The 16,794-nt window shown below is 71.9% G+C and carries 13 protein-coding genes and 1 pseudogene; 12 read left to right on the top strand and 2 right to left on the bottom strand.

All coding sequences use genetic code 11. From position 1 onward, the window contains the following. Positions 1-51 precede the first annotated feature (51 nt). Positions 52-2,964: a GNAT family N-acetyltransferase gene (locus tag ACFWR9_RS22085; protein WP_383844863.1), complete on the bottom strand. Its 2,913-nt coding sequence runs from the start codon at positions 2,962-2,964 to the stop codon at positions 52-54. Between the two features lie 209 nt (positions 2,965-3,173). On the opposite strand from ACFWR9_RS22085, the gene ACFWR9_RS22080 reads away from it, so the two are divergent. After that, entirely contained in the window at positions 3,174-3,455 is a 282-nt protein-coding gene (locus ACFWR9_RS22080; protein ID WP_383844861.1) for an HPr family phosphocarrier protein, read from the top strand. A 65-nt stretch (positions 3,456-3,520) separates the two neighbouring features. Here ACFWR9_RS22080 and ACFWR9_RS22075 read toward each other — a convergent pair whose 3' ends face one another. Beyond that, complete coding sequence (locus ACFWR9_RS22075) at positions 3,521-4,657, bottom strand: FAD-dependent oxidoreductase (protein ID WP_383844859.1); 1,137 nt, start codon at positions 4,655-4,657, stop codon at positions 3,521-3,523. A 135-nt stretch (positions 4,658-4,792) separates the two neighbouring features. On the opposite strand from ACFWR9_RS22075, the gene ACFWR9_RS22070 reads away from it, so the two are divergent. From ACFWR9_RS22070 to ACFWR9_RS22020, 11 genes and pseudogenes are all read left to right on the top strand, one after another. Beyond that, on the top strand, positions 4,793-5,491 hold the full coding sequence (locus tag ACFWR9_RS22070; protein WP_383844857.1) for a TetR/AcrR family transcriptional regulator: 699 nt from the start codon (positions 4,793-4,795) through the stop codon (positions 5,489-5,491). Positions 5,492-5,945: 454 nt separating this feature from the next. Then, a complete protein-coding gene (locus ACFWR9_RS22065) occupies positions 5,946-6,662 on the top strand; it encodes a DUF998 domain-containing protein (RefSeq protein ID WP_383844855.1) in 717 nt (238 codons plus the stop codon). Positions 6,663-6,752: 90 nt separating this feature from the next. Further along, entirely contained in the window at positions 6,753-7,412 is a 660-nt protein-coding gene (locus tag ACFWR9_RS22060; protein WP_383844853.1) for an RraA family protein, read from the top strand. Then, entirely contained in the window at positions 7,409-8,557 is a 1,149-nt protein-coding gene (locus tag ACFWR9_RS22055) for a pyridoxal phosphate-dependent aminotransferase (RefSeq protein WP_383844852.1), read from the top strand. Before ACFWR9_RS22060 ends, ACFWR9_RS22055 begins: the two co-directional genes overlap by 4 nt. Before the next feature lie 82 nt (positions 8,558-8,639). Further along, on the top strand, positions 8,640-9,257 hold the full coding sequence (locus tag ACFWR9_RS22050; protein WP_383844850.1) for a TetR/AcrR family transcriptional regulator: 618 nt from the start codon (positions 8,640-8,642) through the stop codon (positions 9,255-9,257). Between the two features lie 234 nt (positions 9,258-9,491). After that, the gene (locus ACFWR9_RS22045) at positions 9,492-10,277 is read left to right on the top strand and encodes an alpha/beta fold hydrolase (RefSeq protein ID WP_383844848.1); all 786 of its coding nucleotides are present in this window, start codon (positions 9,492-9,494) and stop codon (positions 10,275-10,277) included. After that, a pseudogene (locus ACFWR9_RS22040) lies at positions 10,270-11,395 on the top strand (DUF3500 domain-containing protein). Before ACFWR9_RS22045 ends, ACFWR9_RS22040 begins: the two are co-directional and overlap by 8 nt. A 46-nt stretch (positions 11,396-11,441) precedes the next feature. Further along, on the top strand, positions 11,442-13,265 hold the full coding sequence (locus tag ACFWR9_RS22035) for a gamma-glutamyltransferase family protein (RefSeq protein WP_383844846.1): 1,824 nt from the start codon (positions 11,442-11,444) through the stop codon (positions 13,263-13,265). Next, on the top strand, positions 13,262-14,020 hold the full coding sequence (locus ACFWR9_RS22030; RefSeq protein ID WP_383844844.1) for a YoaK family protein: 759 nt from the start codon (positions 13,262-13,264) through the stop codon (positions 14,018-14,020). Before ACFWR9_RS22035 ends, ACFWR9_RS22030 begins: the two co-directional genes overlap by 4 nt. 14 nt (positions 14,021-14,034) lie before the next feature. Then, positions 14,035-15,432, top strand: a complete 1,398-nt coding sequence (locus ACFWR9_RS22025; RefSeq protein WP_383844841.1) for an MFS transporter — start codon at positions 14,035-14,037, stop codon at positions 15,430-15,432. Then, on the top strand, positions 15,429-16,646 hold the full coding sequence (locus ACFWR9_RS22020) for an FAD-dependent monooxygenase (RefSeq protein WP_383844838.1): 1,218 nt from the start codon (positions 15,429-15,431) through the stop codon (positions 16,644-16,646). Before ACFWR9_RS22025 ends, ACFWR9_RS22020 begins: the two co-directional genes overlap by 4 nt. The last annotated feature ends 148 nt before the right edge of the window (positions 16,647-16,794 follow it).

Below are 16,794 nucleotides of genomic sequence, written 5' to 3'. Positions count from 1 at the left end.
CCACTGACTGTGCGGCACGCTCCCGCGGTACCCGGTCCGGGCCGTGGGCGGTCAGTACGCCGGGAGGGTCCGCGGGCCGAGGTCGTCCCTGGCGGGAGGGGGCGCGAGGCGGACGGAGGCGCCGAGGACGCTCAGGCCGTGCGGGGCCACCACCACGGGTTCCAGGGTGACCGCGACGACCTCCGGGTGGTCGTCCACCAGCCGGGAGACCCGCAGCAGCAGCTCCTCCAGGGCCGGGGCGTCGACCGGCGCCGAGCCGCGCCAGCCGAAGAGGAGGGGCGCGGTCCGGATCGAGCGGATGAGCGAGGTGGCGTCGCGGTCGGTGACCGGAATCAGCCGGTGCGCCGTGTCGCCGAGCAGCTGCGTGGCGGCGCCGGCGAGCCCGAAGGAGAGCACCGCGCCGGCCGCCGGGTCGATGACGGCCCGTACGACGGTGTCGACGCCGCGCGGTGCCATGCCCTGCACCACCGGGCGAAGCTCCGCGGGCTTGCCGAACAGCTCGGTCAACTCGGCGTACGCCCGGCGCAGTTGCTCCTCGTCCGCGAGGTCCAGGCGTACGCCGCCCAGGTCGGCGCGGTGGCGCAGGTGGGGGGCGGTGGCCTTGAGGGCGACGGGGTAACCGATGACCCGCGCGGCGGACGCGGCTTCGTCGGGGCCGGGGGCGGGCAGCGCGCGGTGGACGTCGACGCCGTACCTGCCGAGCAGCTCGCAGGTCTCCGCCGCGCCGAGGGTGAGCCCCTGCCCGCGCGCGAGGTACCCGGCTATCTGCTCGGCGGCGCCCTTCTCGTCGATGTCCTCGTACTCCGGCACCTTTCCGGGGTCCACGGCGTCGCGCCGCCACTGGGCGTAGGCGACGGCCTCGGCGAGCGCGCGGACGGCGCGTTCGGCGGCGGGGTAGGCGGGGATGAGCCGGGTGCCGTCGCCGGGGGCGGGGACGGCGGGCGGGTGTTCGGGGGCTGTGGGGGCGGCGGGGGCGGCGGTCTGCGGCTCGGTGCCGGGGTCCTCCCGGGGCTCGGTGCGCTCGGGGGCCGTGGCCGCTCCGGGCTCGGCGGGCGTCGGCCTCCGGGGCTCCGCGGCTGGCGGCGCCTGCGGCGCGGTGCTGGCCGCGGCCGAGAGCGCCTCCGCCAGGCCGCCCAGTTCCACGTGGACCACCAGGACCGGCTTGGCGGGCACCGCGGCCGCCGCCGACCGCAGGGCCTCCGCCAGCGCGGCGTCCCCGGCCGGCCCCTCCCCCACCGTCGGGATGGCGGTCACCACCACCGCGTCGCACGTGTCGTCGGCGAGCGCCCGGGAGAGCGCCGCGTGGAAGTCGTCCGCCGAGGCCGCCGTCGTGAGGTCCAGCGGAGGGTGCGGTCGTAGCCCCTCGGAGAGGCACGCGTCGTAGGTGAGGAGCCCCAGTGACTCGGAGTTCCCCAGGATGGCGACCCTGGGCCCGGCGGGCAGCGGCTGGCGGGCGAGCAGCAGCCCCGCGTCCACGAGGTCGGTGATCGTGTCGACCCGGATCACGCCGGCCTGCCGCAGCAGCGCGGAGACCGTGGCGTGCGGCAGCCGTGTCGCCCGGACGGCGTGACCCTGTGGGGCCACTCCGCCGTGTCGTGCGCCCTGCACCACGACCAGCGGCTTGGCGGCCGCCGTCCGGCGCGCAAGGCGGGTGAACTTGCGCGGGTTGCCGATGGACTCCAGGTACATCAGCGCGACGTCGGTCTCCGGGTCGTCGTACCAGTACTGGAGGACGTCGTTGCCGGACACGTCGGCCCTGTTGCCGGAGGAGACGAAGGTCGACACGCCCGTGACGCCGGTGACGCCGCCGCCGCGCCGGTGCAGCCGGGACAGCAGGGCGATGCCGATGGCGCCGGACTGGGCGAAGAGGCCGATCCGTCCGGGACGCGGCATCTCAGGGGCGAGGGAGGCGTTGAGCCGCACGTCCGGTGAGGTGTTGATGATCCCGAAGGCGTTGGGCCCGATGATCCGCATGCCGTAGGTGCGTGCCTGCCGTACGAGGGCCCGCTGGCGTTCGCGTCCTTCGGCGCCGCTGTCGGCGTATCCGGCGGAGACCACCACCAGTCCCTGCACGCCGTGCTCGCCGCACTCGGCGACGACCTCGGGGACCTGCTCGGCGGGGACGGTGACCACGGCGAGGTCGACGGGGCCGTCGATGGCGCGCACGGAACGGCGGGCCGGGACCCCGTCGAGGTCCGTCAGGTCGTCGGCGAACGACCTGTTCACGGCGTACAGCCGGCCGGTGTAGCCCGCGTCGCGGATGTTACCGAGGACGCTGCGGCCGACGCCGCCCGGTGTCCGGCCGGTGCCGATGACGGCCACCGAACCCGGCTGGAGCAGGCGCTGGACGGAGCGGGCCTCCGCGCGGTGCTCGCGCGCGTACTGCACGGCGAGGGAGCGGTCGGTGGGTTCGAGATCGAACTCCAGGCGGACCACGCCGTCCTCGAAGCTGCGCTTCTGGGTGTACCCGGCGTCCATGAACACCTTGATCATCTTGGTGTTGGCGGGCAGCACCTCGGCCGCGAAGCGGCGGATCCCGCGCTCGCGGGCGACGGCGGCGACGTGCTCCAGGAGCGCGGAGGCGACGCCGCGGCCCTGGTGGGCGTCCTGGACGAGGAAGGCGACCTCGGCCTCGTCGGCCGGTGCCGAAGCAGGTGTTCCGCCGGGGCCGATCCGGTCGTAGCGTACGGTGGCGATGAACTCGCCGCCGATGGTGGCCGCGAGTCCCACCCGGTCCACAAAGTCGTGGTGCGTGAAGCGGTGGACGTCCTTGGCGGACAGGCGAGGGTACGGCGCGAAGAAGCGGTAGTACTTCGACTCGTCGGAAACCTGCTCGTAGAAGCTGACCAGGCGCTCGGCGTCATCAACGGTGATGGGGCGGACGCGCGCGGTGCCGCCGTCGCGCAGCACCACGTCGGCTTCCCAGTGGGCGGGGTACTCGTGCCGGTCCGACGAGGTCTGCATGGGCCCCAGAGTACGGCTCGCGTACGACAACGGCGCGGGGCAGTCTGTGGGGGACACAAGCGACGACACAAGCTCGGACCGAGGCCGCGGTCCGACCATCACACGGGGCGGCACACGGCCGTCCCGGCATGCTTCACGATGTGGGAAACTGGTCTAGACAACACTGGTCTAGACAACTCACCCTCTGAACACCTGAAGGGCAGCATCACATGGCTGAGCGCCGCGTCAACGTCGGCTGGGCCGAGGGTCTCCACGCCCGTCCCGCCTCCATCTTCGTCCGAGCCGCCACGGCCACAGGCGTCCCGGTGACGATCGCCAAGGCCGACGGGACCCCCGTCAACGCGGCCTCCATGCTGGCCGTCCTCGGCCTCGGCGCGCAGGGCGGCGAGGAGATCGTCCTCACCGCCGACGCCGAGGGCGCGGACATCGCCCTGGACCGGCTGGCGAAGCTGGTCGCCGAGGGGCTCGAGGAGCTTCCCGAGACCGTCTGACGGACAGCAGCCGCGCGACGACGGCCCGCACTGCCCGGTCGGGGTTGTGCGGGCCGTCGTCGTGGTCAGGTCGACTGGTCCTGCTGGTGTTCGGGCATCAGGGCGAGAAGCCTTTCGGGGAGGGAGTCTCCGAACGTTTCCTCCAGGTGCTTGGCCGTCTCGTCGTCGGCGTGGCTCATGCGGGTGAACATGGCCTGCTCGTAGGTGCCGAGGCCGGCCTCGATGTCGTCGGGGTGGGCCGCGAGGGCATTGTCGAGTTCGGCGCCGTCACACATGGCCCAGTTGGCTCCTTCACCATTGGGGGCCTGCAGGTGGGCGGCGTCACCCACCAAGGTGACCCCGGGCGTCCGCTGCCACTGATGCCCCTCGGGCAGGGCATAGTGCGGGCGCAGGACGGGCGGGGTGTCGGTGTCGGTGGTCAGCGCGGTCAGTTCGGGCGCCCAGCCGTCGAACTCGGACGCGACGCGGGCGGCGGCCGCGGCCGGATCGGAGAAGTCGATGCCCTCGAACCACTCCAGCGGCCTGGTGGGCGACACGTAGGCGTGCAGGGTGTCGCCGCGTTCACGGTGCGCGGTAATCACCCTGTCCGGTGCCGGGGCGAACATCGAGCCACCACCGACCGCCTTCGCAGCGGCCGGATGCCTGGTGTCGGCGTGGAACAGGCATGTCTCCACGAAGGACGTGCCGACGTAGGCGGGTATCGCCGCCGACAGCAGCGGGCGGATGCGTGACCAGGCGCCGTCGGCGCCGACCAGCAGGCTCGTGGTGAGGGTGGCGCCGTCGGCGAACGTCACCTCGTGGCGACCGTCGCCGAGGCTCCTGACGCCGGAGACCTTGCGGCCCCAGCGAACGGCGCCTTCGGGCAGGGCGTCGAGCAGCATCCGCCGCAGGTCCGCGCGCTGCGCTTCCGGGCGGCCCCCGGTGCCGTCGTCGGCCTTCTCGAACAGGACTCCGCCGTCCTGTCCCAGGGCGCGCATCGCCTGGCGGCCTTCGAGGGTGATCGCGCGGAACTCCCCCATCAGGCCGGCCGCCTTGAGGGCGAGCTGTCCGTTGTAGTCGTGGATGTCGAGCATTCCGCCCTGGGCGCGCGCCTCGGGGGAGACTTCGGCTTCGTAGACCTCGGCAGGAATGCCGTGGACGTGCAGGACGCGGGCCAGAGTCAGTCCGCCGAGTCCGGCGCCGATGATCGTGACGGTTTCCAAGTCGACTCCCTCGTGGGCCGGGCGGCGCGGCGTGTTCGCCGACCCGATTTGGTACAGCGTGCCAAGATGGACACTACTCACTTTGGTACGTCGCGCCAAGTTGGCACGGTGCACCAAATGTGTCAGCATGGCCGCATGACAACGCCAGCGCGCCGGTCTCAGCGGCGTAACCAGGTGCTCTCCCGGGAGCAGATCATCGAGGCCGCCATCGAGCTGCTGGATGCGGGCGGCGAGGGCGCGCTGACCGTCCGGGCGTTGAGTGAGCGTCTGTCCACCGGGTCCGGGGCGATCTCCTATCACGTGGGCAAGCGGGACGATCTCCTGGACGCGGCGACCGAGACGGTCGTCATGGCCGCTCTGGCGACGAAGCCCGCCCGGGCGGGAGCGGCGCCGGGGGACGAGATCCGCGTCGTCGCGCTGGCTCTGTTCGACGCGATCGCGGAGCACCGGTGGCTCGCCACGCGGCTGACGCTCCAGATCATCCGCAACCCGGTGGGCCCGGTGACGGTAGGGATCTTCGAGCGGATCGGCCGGCAGGTGGACGCCTTGGGCGTGCCGCCAGCCCGCTGGTTCGACGCGGCCTCGACGCTCGTGCACTACATCCTCGGAGCGGTCAGCCAGAACGCCCGCATCGAGGGGGACACCTCAGGGATCGACCCCGAGGCGGATCGCGAGAAGTTCTTCGAGGCGACCTCGGCGGCGTGGCAGGAACTCGACCCCGGGGATCACCCGTTCATGCACGCCGTCGTCGGCCAGATGAGAGAGCACGACGACCGCGCGCAGTTCCTCACCGGCGTCGCCGTCGTCCTCGACGGCCTCACCCGTCTGCACTGACCGCCTCATCCGGCCGGGGCGGCCCCACGTATTGGTTTCAGGCCAACGAGCCGGTCCTGTCCGGCTGTTCCGTCCTCGTACTCGAGCGGGACCAGGACCCCAACCCGCCGTTGAAGGCGCTCCCTCTCGGATCGACAGCCGCTGCCCAGTGGTTCGCCACCCCGGGAAACCAAGCCGCTCCCTTTATCCCTTCCGGCCTCGCCGTAGGGTGCCCACCCCTTGTCGAGGAGCCGGAACCCTGCACCGATGGGCGCCGGATCGGCCTCCTCCAGCGCGACTTCCTCGGTGATCGCCGACACCAAGGCATCTTCGTGGCGCAACCACATCTCGAGGTCCCCGCCGAGCGGCCGCTCACCGCAGACGAGCGCCTCCTTGTGCGGGAGGTGCGCATCGCCGAGCCCCGTCCTCTTCGGCGGCTCAGGCGCCAACCCCGGCTATCAGAAAGGGACACGACATGTCCGAAAGCATCGACTCGCGGCCCGAAGAGCGTGAGATGCCCGCCTCCGGCGCGCGCACGTCGACGCGGCGGCGAGTGGCGGGAGCGTTACTCATCGCCGGGCCGGCGATCTTCCTGCTCGGGGAGTTCATCTCCGCCGCAGCGTGGACCGACCCCGCCTACAGCTACACGTACCACTTCATCAGCAACCTCGGCGTCCACGGGCCCTCGACCCTGTTCGGGCAGTACATGTACTCACCCCTGGCCTGGGTGATGAACACCGGATTCCTCCTCTTCGGGATCACGATCCTGGCCGGCGTGGCCACCCTGCGAGAGCTGTCGGGAGGGCGCCGCTGGGCAACGCTCATCCCCGCGACGCTGCTGGCCGTCGGCGGCGTCCTGCTCGCGCTGTATCCCGGATCCGGCGAGGCGCTCGACGACGGCACCGGCGAGTACCACAGCATGGGAGCCTTCGCCGGCTTCGTCGGCGGGAACGTACTCGCCATCGTGCTCGGATGCCGGTGGCGGCGCATCGGCGTCTCGCAGCGCATGGGACGAGCACTGATCACGGTCGGCGTGATCGGCCTGATCTCCATGGTGCTCTACCTCGCGATGATCTTCACCGCCGGCGACGACCCCATCGGCATCATCGGCCTCATCGAACGAGGCGCCGTCCATCCGTTCCTGATCGGCCTCCTCTGCACCGGCGCATCGATCTGGAAGCGGCGCCGGTGACGGCGGCTCCCAGCATTGTGGCCGGGCGGCGGGGCGGCTATGGTCCTTCTTATCTGAGAGAGATAACTCATTTAAGAATGGAGTGTCATCGTGTTCATTGCTGCGACGACGGACAGCGTGTCCATCGCTCCGAGCTGGGACCGCGCTCCCGCGGCCGAGACGCGCCGTCTGGGGCAGGTGCCGGCCGCCCACGTCGGCGACGCGCTGGAGCGGATGACCGTCATGGACGGCGGCATCCGGCTGTTCACCGAGCGCGCCGCCCTCCTGGGGAACGCCCTCACGGTGGACGTGCGGTCGGGTGACAACCTCGCCATCCACAGGGCGCTCGACGAAGCCCGGCCGGGCGACGTCCTGGTCGTCAACGGACACGGGGACACGACCCGCGCGCTGATCGGCGACCTCATCGGCGAGATCATGGTGAACGCCGGGGTCAGCGGCGCCGTGGTCGACGGCGCGGTCCGCGACGTACAGGCGCTGTCCGGGATGGGCCTGGCCGTCTACGCGCGGGCGATCACCCCCGCCGGACCGTTCAAGGACGGGCCCGGCGCCGTCGGAGCCCCGGTGGCGGTCGGCGGCACGGTGGTGGCGGCGGGTGACGTGCTCGTCGGTGACGCCGACGGCGTCGTCGTCGTCCCGCGGGGGCGCGTCACGGAGGTCGTGGACGCGGTCGACGGGATCGGCGAGAAGGAGGACACGCTCCGCGGGCGCATCCTCGCCGCGCGCCCCGACCGCGCGGTGGTTGCCCGATGACCGCCACGCCGCCCGCCTTCAGGATCGAGGAACTGCGCCGCCGTTCGCGCCGCCCGGCCCTCGCCCCGGCCCCGCCGGGGACCGTCTCCCTGGCCATGGGGGAGCCGGACTTCCCCACCCCGCCGACGATCGTCGGGGCCGCGGTGGCCGCCCTGCGCGAGGGACACACCCACTATGCCGACCAGAAGGGGCTGGCGGAGTTGCGCGCGGCGCTCGCGTCGAGGCTGCCGGCCCTCCCCCGCCGTACGTGGAGCGCGGACGACGTCGTGGTCACCCACGGTGCCACCGCGGCGCTGGCGTCGGTCGTGCTCGCGACGATCGGCCCCGGTGACCGTGTGGTCGTCCCGGAGCCCGCCTACTCGCTCTACGCCGACCTGGTCGTCCTCGCCGGCGGCACCGTGGACTTCGTCCCGCTCGCCCCGGACCTGCACTGGGACCTCGACGCGTTGGCCGCCGCGCTCCCCGGTGCCGCGATGGTGATCTTCTCGAACCCGTCGAACCCGACCGGCATCGTGCACCGCAAGGAGGAACTCGAGGCCCTCGGGAAGCTCCTCGACGGATCCGACACCCTGGTCGTCAGCGACGAGGCGTACCACCGGCTGGTCCAGCCGGGGCACGAACCGACCTCGGCGCTGGAGATCGAGTCGCTGCACGACCGGACGGTTTACGTGCAGACGTTCTCCAAGACGTACGCTATGACCGGCTGGCGGGTGGGATACCTGACCGGGCCGCGCGAGGTGGTGGACGCGGCGGCGCAGGCGCACCGAACCTGGAACGGCTCGTTGAACACGGCGGTCCAGCACGCGGCCCTCGCCGCCCTCGACCTGCCGGACAGCGTCGTCGACGCCATGGCCGACCGGTACCGGCGGCGTCGCGAGCTGGTGGTCGCGCGATTGTCCGGCGTGCCCGGCCTGCACCTGGTGCCGCCGGAGGGAGCGTTCTACGGGTTCCTGCGTTACGACACCGGCCTGGCCTCCGAGGCGGTCGTCCGCGAACTCGCCGCGCGGCAGGTGCTGGTCCGGGCCGGCGCCGAGTACGGACCCTCGGGCGAGGGGCACGTCCGGATCTCGTTCGCGGCCTGTGAGGACGACCTGTGGACCGGGCTGGAACGCATCGTCGGCTACTTCGGCGATGCGCGGTCCTGAGCAGCTCGCAGGGCACCTCAGCCGGAGCCGACACCCCGAGGCGATACCCTTTGCCCGCACTTCCATGAGGCGGAGGAGGCCCGTGACCGATCAGCAGGCCGACCCACGCGGGCGGCGCAAGCCGCGCAGTGACACCCGCCGCAACCACCGGCGCCTCCTCCAGGCCGTCGGCGAGCTTGCCCGGGAGGCGCCCGACGCGCTCACCATGCAGGCGGTCGCGTCCCGCGCGGAGATCGGTCCCGCCACCGCCTACCGTTACTACTCCTCGGTGGACGACGTACTGGCGGCCTATGTGCTCAGCGTCGTCGAGGAGCTCCGCGATTTCAGCGCCACGTCGACCGCGCAGGGGCGGCCGCTGTTCGACGCCCTCGTGGACAAGTGGGTGGACCTTCTCGCCGAGCACGGCCCGGCGTTGGTGCAACTCCGGTCCCGACGGGGCTACCTGGAGCGGCTGCACAACGGGAACGAGATCATCGTCGCCCTGCGCGACGCCTGGAGCGAGCCCGTGCGCGGGCTGCTCGACGACACCGGCCTACCGGACGAGCTGCTTGAGCACGCTCTTTTCCTCAGCAACATGATCTTCGATCCGCGGGAGATCCAGGACCTGCTGCGGGAGACAGGTCTGTCCCGCCGGGAGGTCATCACCCGGCTGACCGAGGCGTACCGCGGCGCGCTGCGCGGGTGGGTGCGGGCCGGCTGACGGCCTCGTCCTCCCTACACCCCCTACCGCGGTATCACCCCCACATTGGCTCCCGGGTATGACGCCCGGCGCATAGCCGTCCGCCCACTCTGTACCCCGTCGCCCGGCTCCACCGCACCCGCGTTGGAGCCTTGCATCACGCGACCCATGAAGTGATAGATACATCTCAAATCAGAGATCTGTATCTGTGTCTGTGTCTGTGTCTGTGTCTGCATCTGTATCGGAGGTTCAGTGGTGACCAAGCACCAGGAAGAGACCGTACGAGCGGGCGATCTCGACGTCGGGATCATCGACAGCGGCGACGGTGTGCCGCTCGTGCTCGTCCACGGCGGCGAGAGCGACCGCACCCAGTTCGCCACGCTCCGCGCGCGGCTCGGCGCGGGGATCCGGGCGATCTCCTACGACCAACGCGATTCGGGGATCACCGTGAACCCGCCGAATCCCTATACGTTGGCCGTCCTCGCCGACGACCTCGTCGCCCTGCTGGACGCGATGGGGCTCCAGCGGGCCCACCTGCTGGGCACCTCCTTCGGCGGCGCGGTCGCGCAGCACGTCGCGCTCCGGCATCCCGCGCGGGTCGCGTCCCTCGTCCTGGTCGCCACCACGCCGAGCTTCGCGATGGGCAGCGAGGCGATCGACGAGCTCCTGAACATGTCCCACGAAGACCGGCAGAAGTCGGCCCCGGGCTACTTCTTCACGCCCGAGGGGCAGGCCGAGCAGCGCGCCCGGCCGACCCGGACGCTCACCCGCCGCGATCCCGAGCAGAGCGCCCGCCGCCACGACGTCGCCCGGCAGCACGAGGTCCGGGACAGCCTCGGCGAGATCACCGCACCCACCCTGATCGTGCACGGCACGGAGGACCGGCTGGCCCCCTACGACGGAGCCGTCCTGATGGAGCGACGCATGCCGAACGCCGAGCTGCGTTCGATCGAGGGCGGACGCCACGGGATCGCGGTGGAGTTCGCGGACACGGTGGCTCACTGGGTGCGCGAGTTCCTCGGGGTCAATGGCCATGGCTGACGCCGTCCGCGAAGTCGCGGACCGGATGGCCGAGGCGGCCCGGGCGTGGCTGGACTCCCTGGACGCGGACCAGCGCAAGGTGGCGGCCGGACCACAGCCGGGCACCGGCGGCGCGGCGGAGGCCGAGGCCGAGGCCGAACGTACCCGGTGGTTCTACACGCCCACGGACCACGGCGGTCTGACCTTCCACCAGCAGCGCCCGGCCCAGCACCGGTCGGCGATACGACTGGTCGCGAGCGGACTGTCCGAAGCCGGGTACGTCACCGTCGCCACCGTGCTCGGCCTGGAGAACGTGCTCGACCACGTCGAGGACTTCTCGGTGAACTGGGGGAGGGAGCGGACCCGCGACCCCGGCATGTACTACCTGCGGGTCTCCGGTGAGCCCGGTGGGCCGCAGCCGTGGGGGTGGCGGTTCGGCGGCCACCACGTCTCGCTCAACAACCTCGTCGTGGACGGACGCGTCGTCGCCACCACACCCTTCCTTCCTGGGCGCCGACCCTGCCGCCTCGCCCCTGCTGGGCGGCGCGACACTGCGCCCGCTGGGGACGGCCGAGGACATGGCCCGCGAGCTGGTCCGTTCCCTGCGCCCCGAGTCCGCCGCTCGCGCGGTACTGCTGACCCGCGCCCCGAACGACATCGTGGCGGGCAACAGCCCCCGCGTCGACGACCGCGTGCTCAAGCGCGGCGAACTCTGGCGCCCCGGCACGCACACTCCCGACCGTGCGGAGCACCCGTCCACCGGCCTCGACGGTGCCGACCGGCGGGCGCTGGCGCTCACCCCGACCCCCAAGGGCGTGCCGGGCGCCGAACTCGATCCAGACCAGCGGGAGTTGCTGCGCGCCCTGCTCGGCACCTACCTGGACCGCGTGCCGGACGGAGTCTCCCCGCTGGCCCGCTACGACGACCCCGCGGCGCTGGACGCCGTACACCTCGCCTGGGCCGGCTCGACCACGGCGGGCGAACCGCACTACTACCGCCTGCAGGGCCCGCGGCTGCTCATCGAGTGGACCAACATCCACCGCGGCGTCAACCACGCCCACGCCGTGTGGCGGGACCCGGAGACCGACTTCGGCGGCGACGTCCTGGCCGCCCACCACGCCGCCCACCACACGCCATGAGCCACCACTGGCCACCCCCTCGCCCTACGAACGGAATGTGACAGACATGGCCGGTCAACAACCGTCACCGACCGAAGATCCCCCTCACACCACACGCCCCACCCTGCGCGGCCCCTTCGGCATGTGCGCGTCGACGCACTGGCTGGCCTCCGCGACGGCCCAGTCCGTACTGGAGCGGGGCGGCAACGCGTTCGACGCGGCCACGGCCGGCGCCTTCGTGCTGCACGTGGCCGAACCCCACCTCAACGGGCCGGGCGGTGACCTCGTCGCCGTGCTCGCGACCGCCGCGGACTCGGCGCCGCTCGTGCTGGCGGGGCAGGGCCACGCCCCGCGCGGAGCCACGATCGAGCACTTACGGGCCGAAGGGCTCGACCACGTCCCCGGCGCGGGAGCCCTCGCCGCCGCCGTCCCGGGCGCCGTCGACTCCTGGCTCTGGCTGCTCGCCGAGTACGGCACCTGGGAGCTCGCCGACGTCCTGGCCTACGCGATCGACTACGCGGAGCGCGGAGTCCCGGTCGTACCCCAGCTGGCGCGCGTCCTGGCCACGGTCGAGGATCTCTTCCGCACACACTGGCCGACGTCGTACGCGCTGTGGATGCCGGGGGGACGAGTCCCCGGGCCGCATGCCACTCTCGTCAATCCCGCCTACGCCCGCACCCTGCGCCGGCTGATCATGTCGGGTGCAGCTGCGGGCACGTCCGGGACGAGAGCCGCACGGGTCGATGCCGCGCGACGCGCCTGGCGCACCGGGTTCGTGGCGGCCGCCGTGGCGGAGTTCGCGGCCGAGCCGCACCGGCACTCCTCGGGCCGGGACCACGCCGGTGTGATCACCGCCGCCGACTTCGCCGACTTCCACCCGTCCCTCGAGCCCGCGGTCACCGCGGAGTTCCGGGGGATCACGGTGGCGAAGGCGGGCCTGTGGTCCCAGGGACCTGTGCTGCTGCAGGCCCTCACCATGCTCGACCACTTCGACGACGCGCGGCTCGATCCGTCCACGGCCGAGGGCATCCACACGATCACCGAGGCCATGAAGCTGGCCATGGCCGACCGGGAGGCGTTCTACGGGCACCTGGACCCGGCGGAGGCGGAGGTCGTGGTCAGCCGTCTGCTGTCCTCCCGGTACAGCAAGGAGCGCGCGAGCCTGATCAGCCCGGTCTCCTCAACCGCGTTCAGGCCCGGCGACATCGGTGTCACACCGTACACACCACCGCTCGTCACCCGCGGGCACGCCGGGCAGGCCGAGGGCGTGGGAGAACCCACCGCGCGGCAGACCGGGGAGACCCGGGGCGACACCTGCCACATCGACGTCGTCGACCGCTGGGGAAACATCATCTCCGCCACACCGTCGGGAGGGTGGCTCCAGTCCTCGCCCGCCGTGCCGGAGCTCGGTTTCGCGCTGGGCACACGGCTCCAGATGACCTGGCTGGACCCGGCCGCCCCGTCGCGCCTGGCACCGGGCCGGCGGCCACGTACGACACTGACTCCGACCCTGCTGCTGCGCGACGGCAGCCCCGTGGCCGCACTGGGCACGCCCGGGGGCGACCAGCAGGACCAGTGGCAACTGATCTACCTGGTGCGCACGCTGGCGCTGGGCATGGACCCGCAGGAGGCGATCGACGCACCCGCGTTCCACACCACCGCGGTACCGAGTTCGTTCTGGCCACGGACCTGGACGCCCGGGGGGCTGGTGATCGAGGCACGAGCGGGCGGGACGGTCGTCGACGAGCTGCGCGAACGCGGCCATGACGTGACCGTCTCCGGACCCTGGAGCCAGGGCCGCCTGTCGGTCGTCACGCGTGATCCGGACAGCGGCGTCCTCCGCGCGGCCGCGAACCCGCCCGGTGCGCAGGGCTACGCGGCAGGACGATGAGCGGCCGCGCGGCCCGCACCCGCGGCCTTCGGCCCCTGCGACAGCATGTGACGCCGCCCGGTCCGATGCTCGCCCTCACCTTCGCGACGGGCGTCGTCGACGCCGTCGGATACCTGCGCCTCGACCAGGTGTTCGCGGGCAACATGACGGGCAACGTGGTCATCCTCGGCATGGCGGCCACGGGCGGTACGGGGCTGCCGGTGCTCGGTCCGGTCGTGGCGCTGGCGTCCTTCCTCGCCGGCGCGGCGACGGCCGGGCGGGTACTGCGCACCGCGGCCCCGGGCTGGAGCCGCCGGTGCACGGCGCTGCTGGCCGGTGTCGGACTGGTCCTGGCCGCGACGGCACTCGGTCTGGCCGTCGTCGGCTCCGACACCTCCGGCGCACGCGCGTGGATGGCGGCGTCGCTCGCCCTGGCGATGGGGGCGCAGGCGGCGACGGCCCGCCACCTGGCGGTCAAGGACGTCACCACGGTGGTCGTGACCTCCACGCTGACCGGCCTCGCGGCGGACTCCCGGCTGGGCGCGGCCCGCGGCCAAGCTGCCCTGCGCCGGGCCGCCGCCGTCACGCTCATCGTCCTCGGAGCGGCCACCGGAGCGGTGCTGTGCCGGGTGCACGAGGGCCTCGCGGTGGCGGCGGCCGCCTGCGTCGTGCTCGCGGTGACCGCTCTCGGCCGGGTGGCGCCGACCACGACCGGATCTCCTTCGACCGCTCCTTCGACTTCGACCGCTCCTTCGACGGCCCTCATCCGGCCATGACGGAAAGGACGCTCATGACCACAACCCTGGCTCCCCCGGTCCCCATCGGGAAGGCCACTGTCGGGGCCCTCGGCATACTGGCGCTGTCCACCGGTGCCCTGGAGTCGGTGGTGTCACCGACGATCCCGCTCCTGGAACGCGAACTGGACATGAGCCAGTCCGAGGGGGCGCTGCTCAGCATCGTCCTCCTGATCACCGGCGCGCTCATCACCCCGTTGGCGGGCAAGTTCGGCGACCGCTACGGCGGGAAAAAGGTCCTGATCCGGCTGATGACGGTGGTCTCGCTCGGCGGCACGGTGTCCGCCCTGGCCCCGAACCTGCCCGTGCTGCTGCTCGGCCAGGTGTTGCAGGGCGCGATGATCGGCGCGCTGCCCCTGTCGTTCATCGTGGTCCGCAAACACCTCCCCGCCGGGGAGTCCAAGGTGGCCATCGGCGTGGTCAGCGGACTCTTCGTCGGCGGGTCGATGGTCGGCATGCTGTCGGCCGGTCCGGTGGCGGAACAGCTCTCCCGGCACTGGATGTTCGCGCTGCCGACGATCGCGGTCATCGGGGCCACCCTGCTCGTGAACCGGCTGATGCCGACCGATCCGCCAGGCCGGTCGGACGACTCCGGGTTCGACTGGCCCGGCCTGCTGCTCCTGAGCGGGATGCTGGTCACCCTCATGCTCGTCCTCGCGCTGGCGCCCGAAGTCGGCTCGCAGCCGCTCGTGCTCGCCGCCCTCGTGCTGGTTCTGGCCTCGTTCGTCACCGGATGGGTGAAGGCCGAACGGCGTGCGGCCTCGCCGATGATCGATCTGCGGATGCTGGCACGGCCCGCGATATGGAAGGCGTGCGTGCTGACGTTCGTGATCTGCCTCGGTACCACGATGGCGGTCTATCTGATTCCGCAGCTGCTCGACGAGCGCGGCGACGGGTACGGGTTCAGGGCCGGCGCCACCGAGATCGGCTTCTTCCTGCTGCCCGGCGCCATCGCCGCGACGCTGGCCGGGCCGCTCGGCGGGATCGGGGACCGGCGTTTCGGCTCGCGTGCCGTGGTCAACACCGGCGTCGTCATGATGGCCGTCGGCCTGCTCGCCGTGGCAACCGTACACACCGAGGTGTGGCACCTCGTCGTCGGCAAGGTGCTGATCGCGCTGGCCAACGGCCTGTGCGTCACGGCGATGATGACCAGCACCGCCACCGCCGTCGACCAGAGCGACACCGGCATCGCCACCAGCCTGATCCTGGTGAGCCGCGTGGTCGGCTCCGCCGTCGGCGGGCAGCTCGGCGGTGCGCTGCTCACCGCCGGAACCCCTTCCGGGTCGAAGGTCGCGGCCGAATCGGCCTATGTCACCGGATTCGTCATAGCCGGCGTCGTCGTGTCGCTGGCCCTGTTCGTCACCCGCACCATGAGCAAAGGAGTCAAGGCATGACCCGCACCGGCCGACCGACAGGCACGCTCACCACACCTGGGCGCAAGGTCCTGATCTCCGGGGCCGGCATCGCCGGTCCCGCCCTGGCCTTCTGGCTCAACCGCTACGGATTCGAGGTCACCGTGGTGGAGAAGGCCGGCACGCTCCGCAGCGGCGGCTACCCCATCGACGTACGGGGCACCGCACTCGACGTCGTGGAGAAGATGGGGATCCTGCCGCGACTGCGGGACGCGCACATCGACCTGCGCCGGCTCACCTTCCTGGACGGGGACGGCAGCGAGGTGACCTCGCTGCACCCGCACGCCGTCACCGGCGGTGTCGCGGGACGGGACCTGGAGATAGGGCGCGGGGATCTGACGGACGCTATGTACATGGCGGTCCGGGACGACGTGGAGTTCCTCTTCAACGACTCCATCGACACCCTCGACCAGTCCGAGCACGGGGTCGACGTCACCTTCCGCGGTGGGGGCAGCGGTACCTTCGACATGGTGTTCGGCGCGGACGGCATGCACTCACGTACCCGGGAGATGCTCTTCGGTCCCGAGGAGCAGTTCCACCGATACCTCGGCTACTGCTTCGCCGTGTTCACCATGCGCAACACCCTCGGCCTCTCCCACGAGACCGTGATGTGGAACACCCCCGGCATGGCCGCGGCCGTCTACGCCGTGGGGGACGACGACGAAGTGCACGCCTTCCTGAACTTCGCCCAGCCGGAGCCGCCCTTCGACGCCTTCGGTGACCCGGAAGCCCAACGGGACCTGCTCGCCAAGGTCTTCGGCGACGCCGGTTGGGAGGTCCCGGGCATCCTGACGGCCCTCCATGACGCGGACGACGTGTTCTTCGACGCGGTCGGCCAGATCCGCATGCCCCGCTGGTCCAGCGGCAGGGTCGCGCTGCTGGGCGACGCCGCGTACGCGCCCTCGTTCCTCACCGGCCAGGGCACCAGCCTCGCCCTCGTCGGCGCCTACATGCTCGCCGGTTCCCTGGCCGACCGGGACCACGCCGCGGGCTTCGGCGCCTACGAACACGACACACGTGACTTCGTGACCCTGAACCAGAACCTGGTCGGCCAGGGCGGCGCCACCCTCTTCCCGACCACCGCCCGGGCCCTGGAGCAGCGCAACGACCGGCTGCGCAGCCTGAGCGCCATGCCCTCCCCGGAGCCCCGCCCGGCCCATTCGGCCCTCACCCTGCCCGCCTTCGGCGACCACTGACTCCGCTCGGTTTCCACAGCGCCGTTGCCCGAGCGGAGGGGCCCCGGTCACCCCGGTCACCCCACCGGGGTGTCCGCTGTGTCTTATAGACAAAAGCGTGCCCACGAGACGATAATGTATCTGGGGTTGGGGGGTGGGGGGTTTTATT

The organism is Streptomyces sp. NPDC058534 (assembly GCF_042717365.1).
Classification (GTDB): Bacteria; Actinomycetota; Actinomycetes; order Streptomycetales; family Streptomycetaceae; genus Streptomyces.
This window is presented reverse-complemented; position numbering and strand designations above follow the sequence as displayed.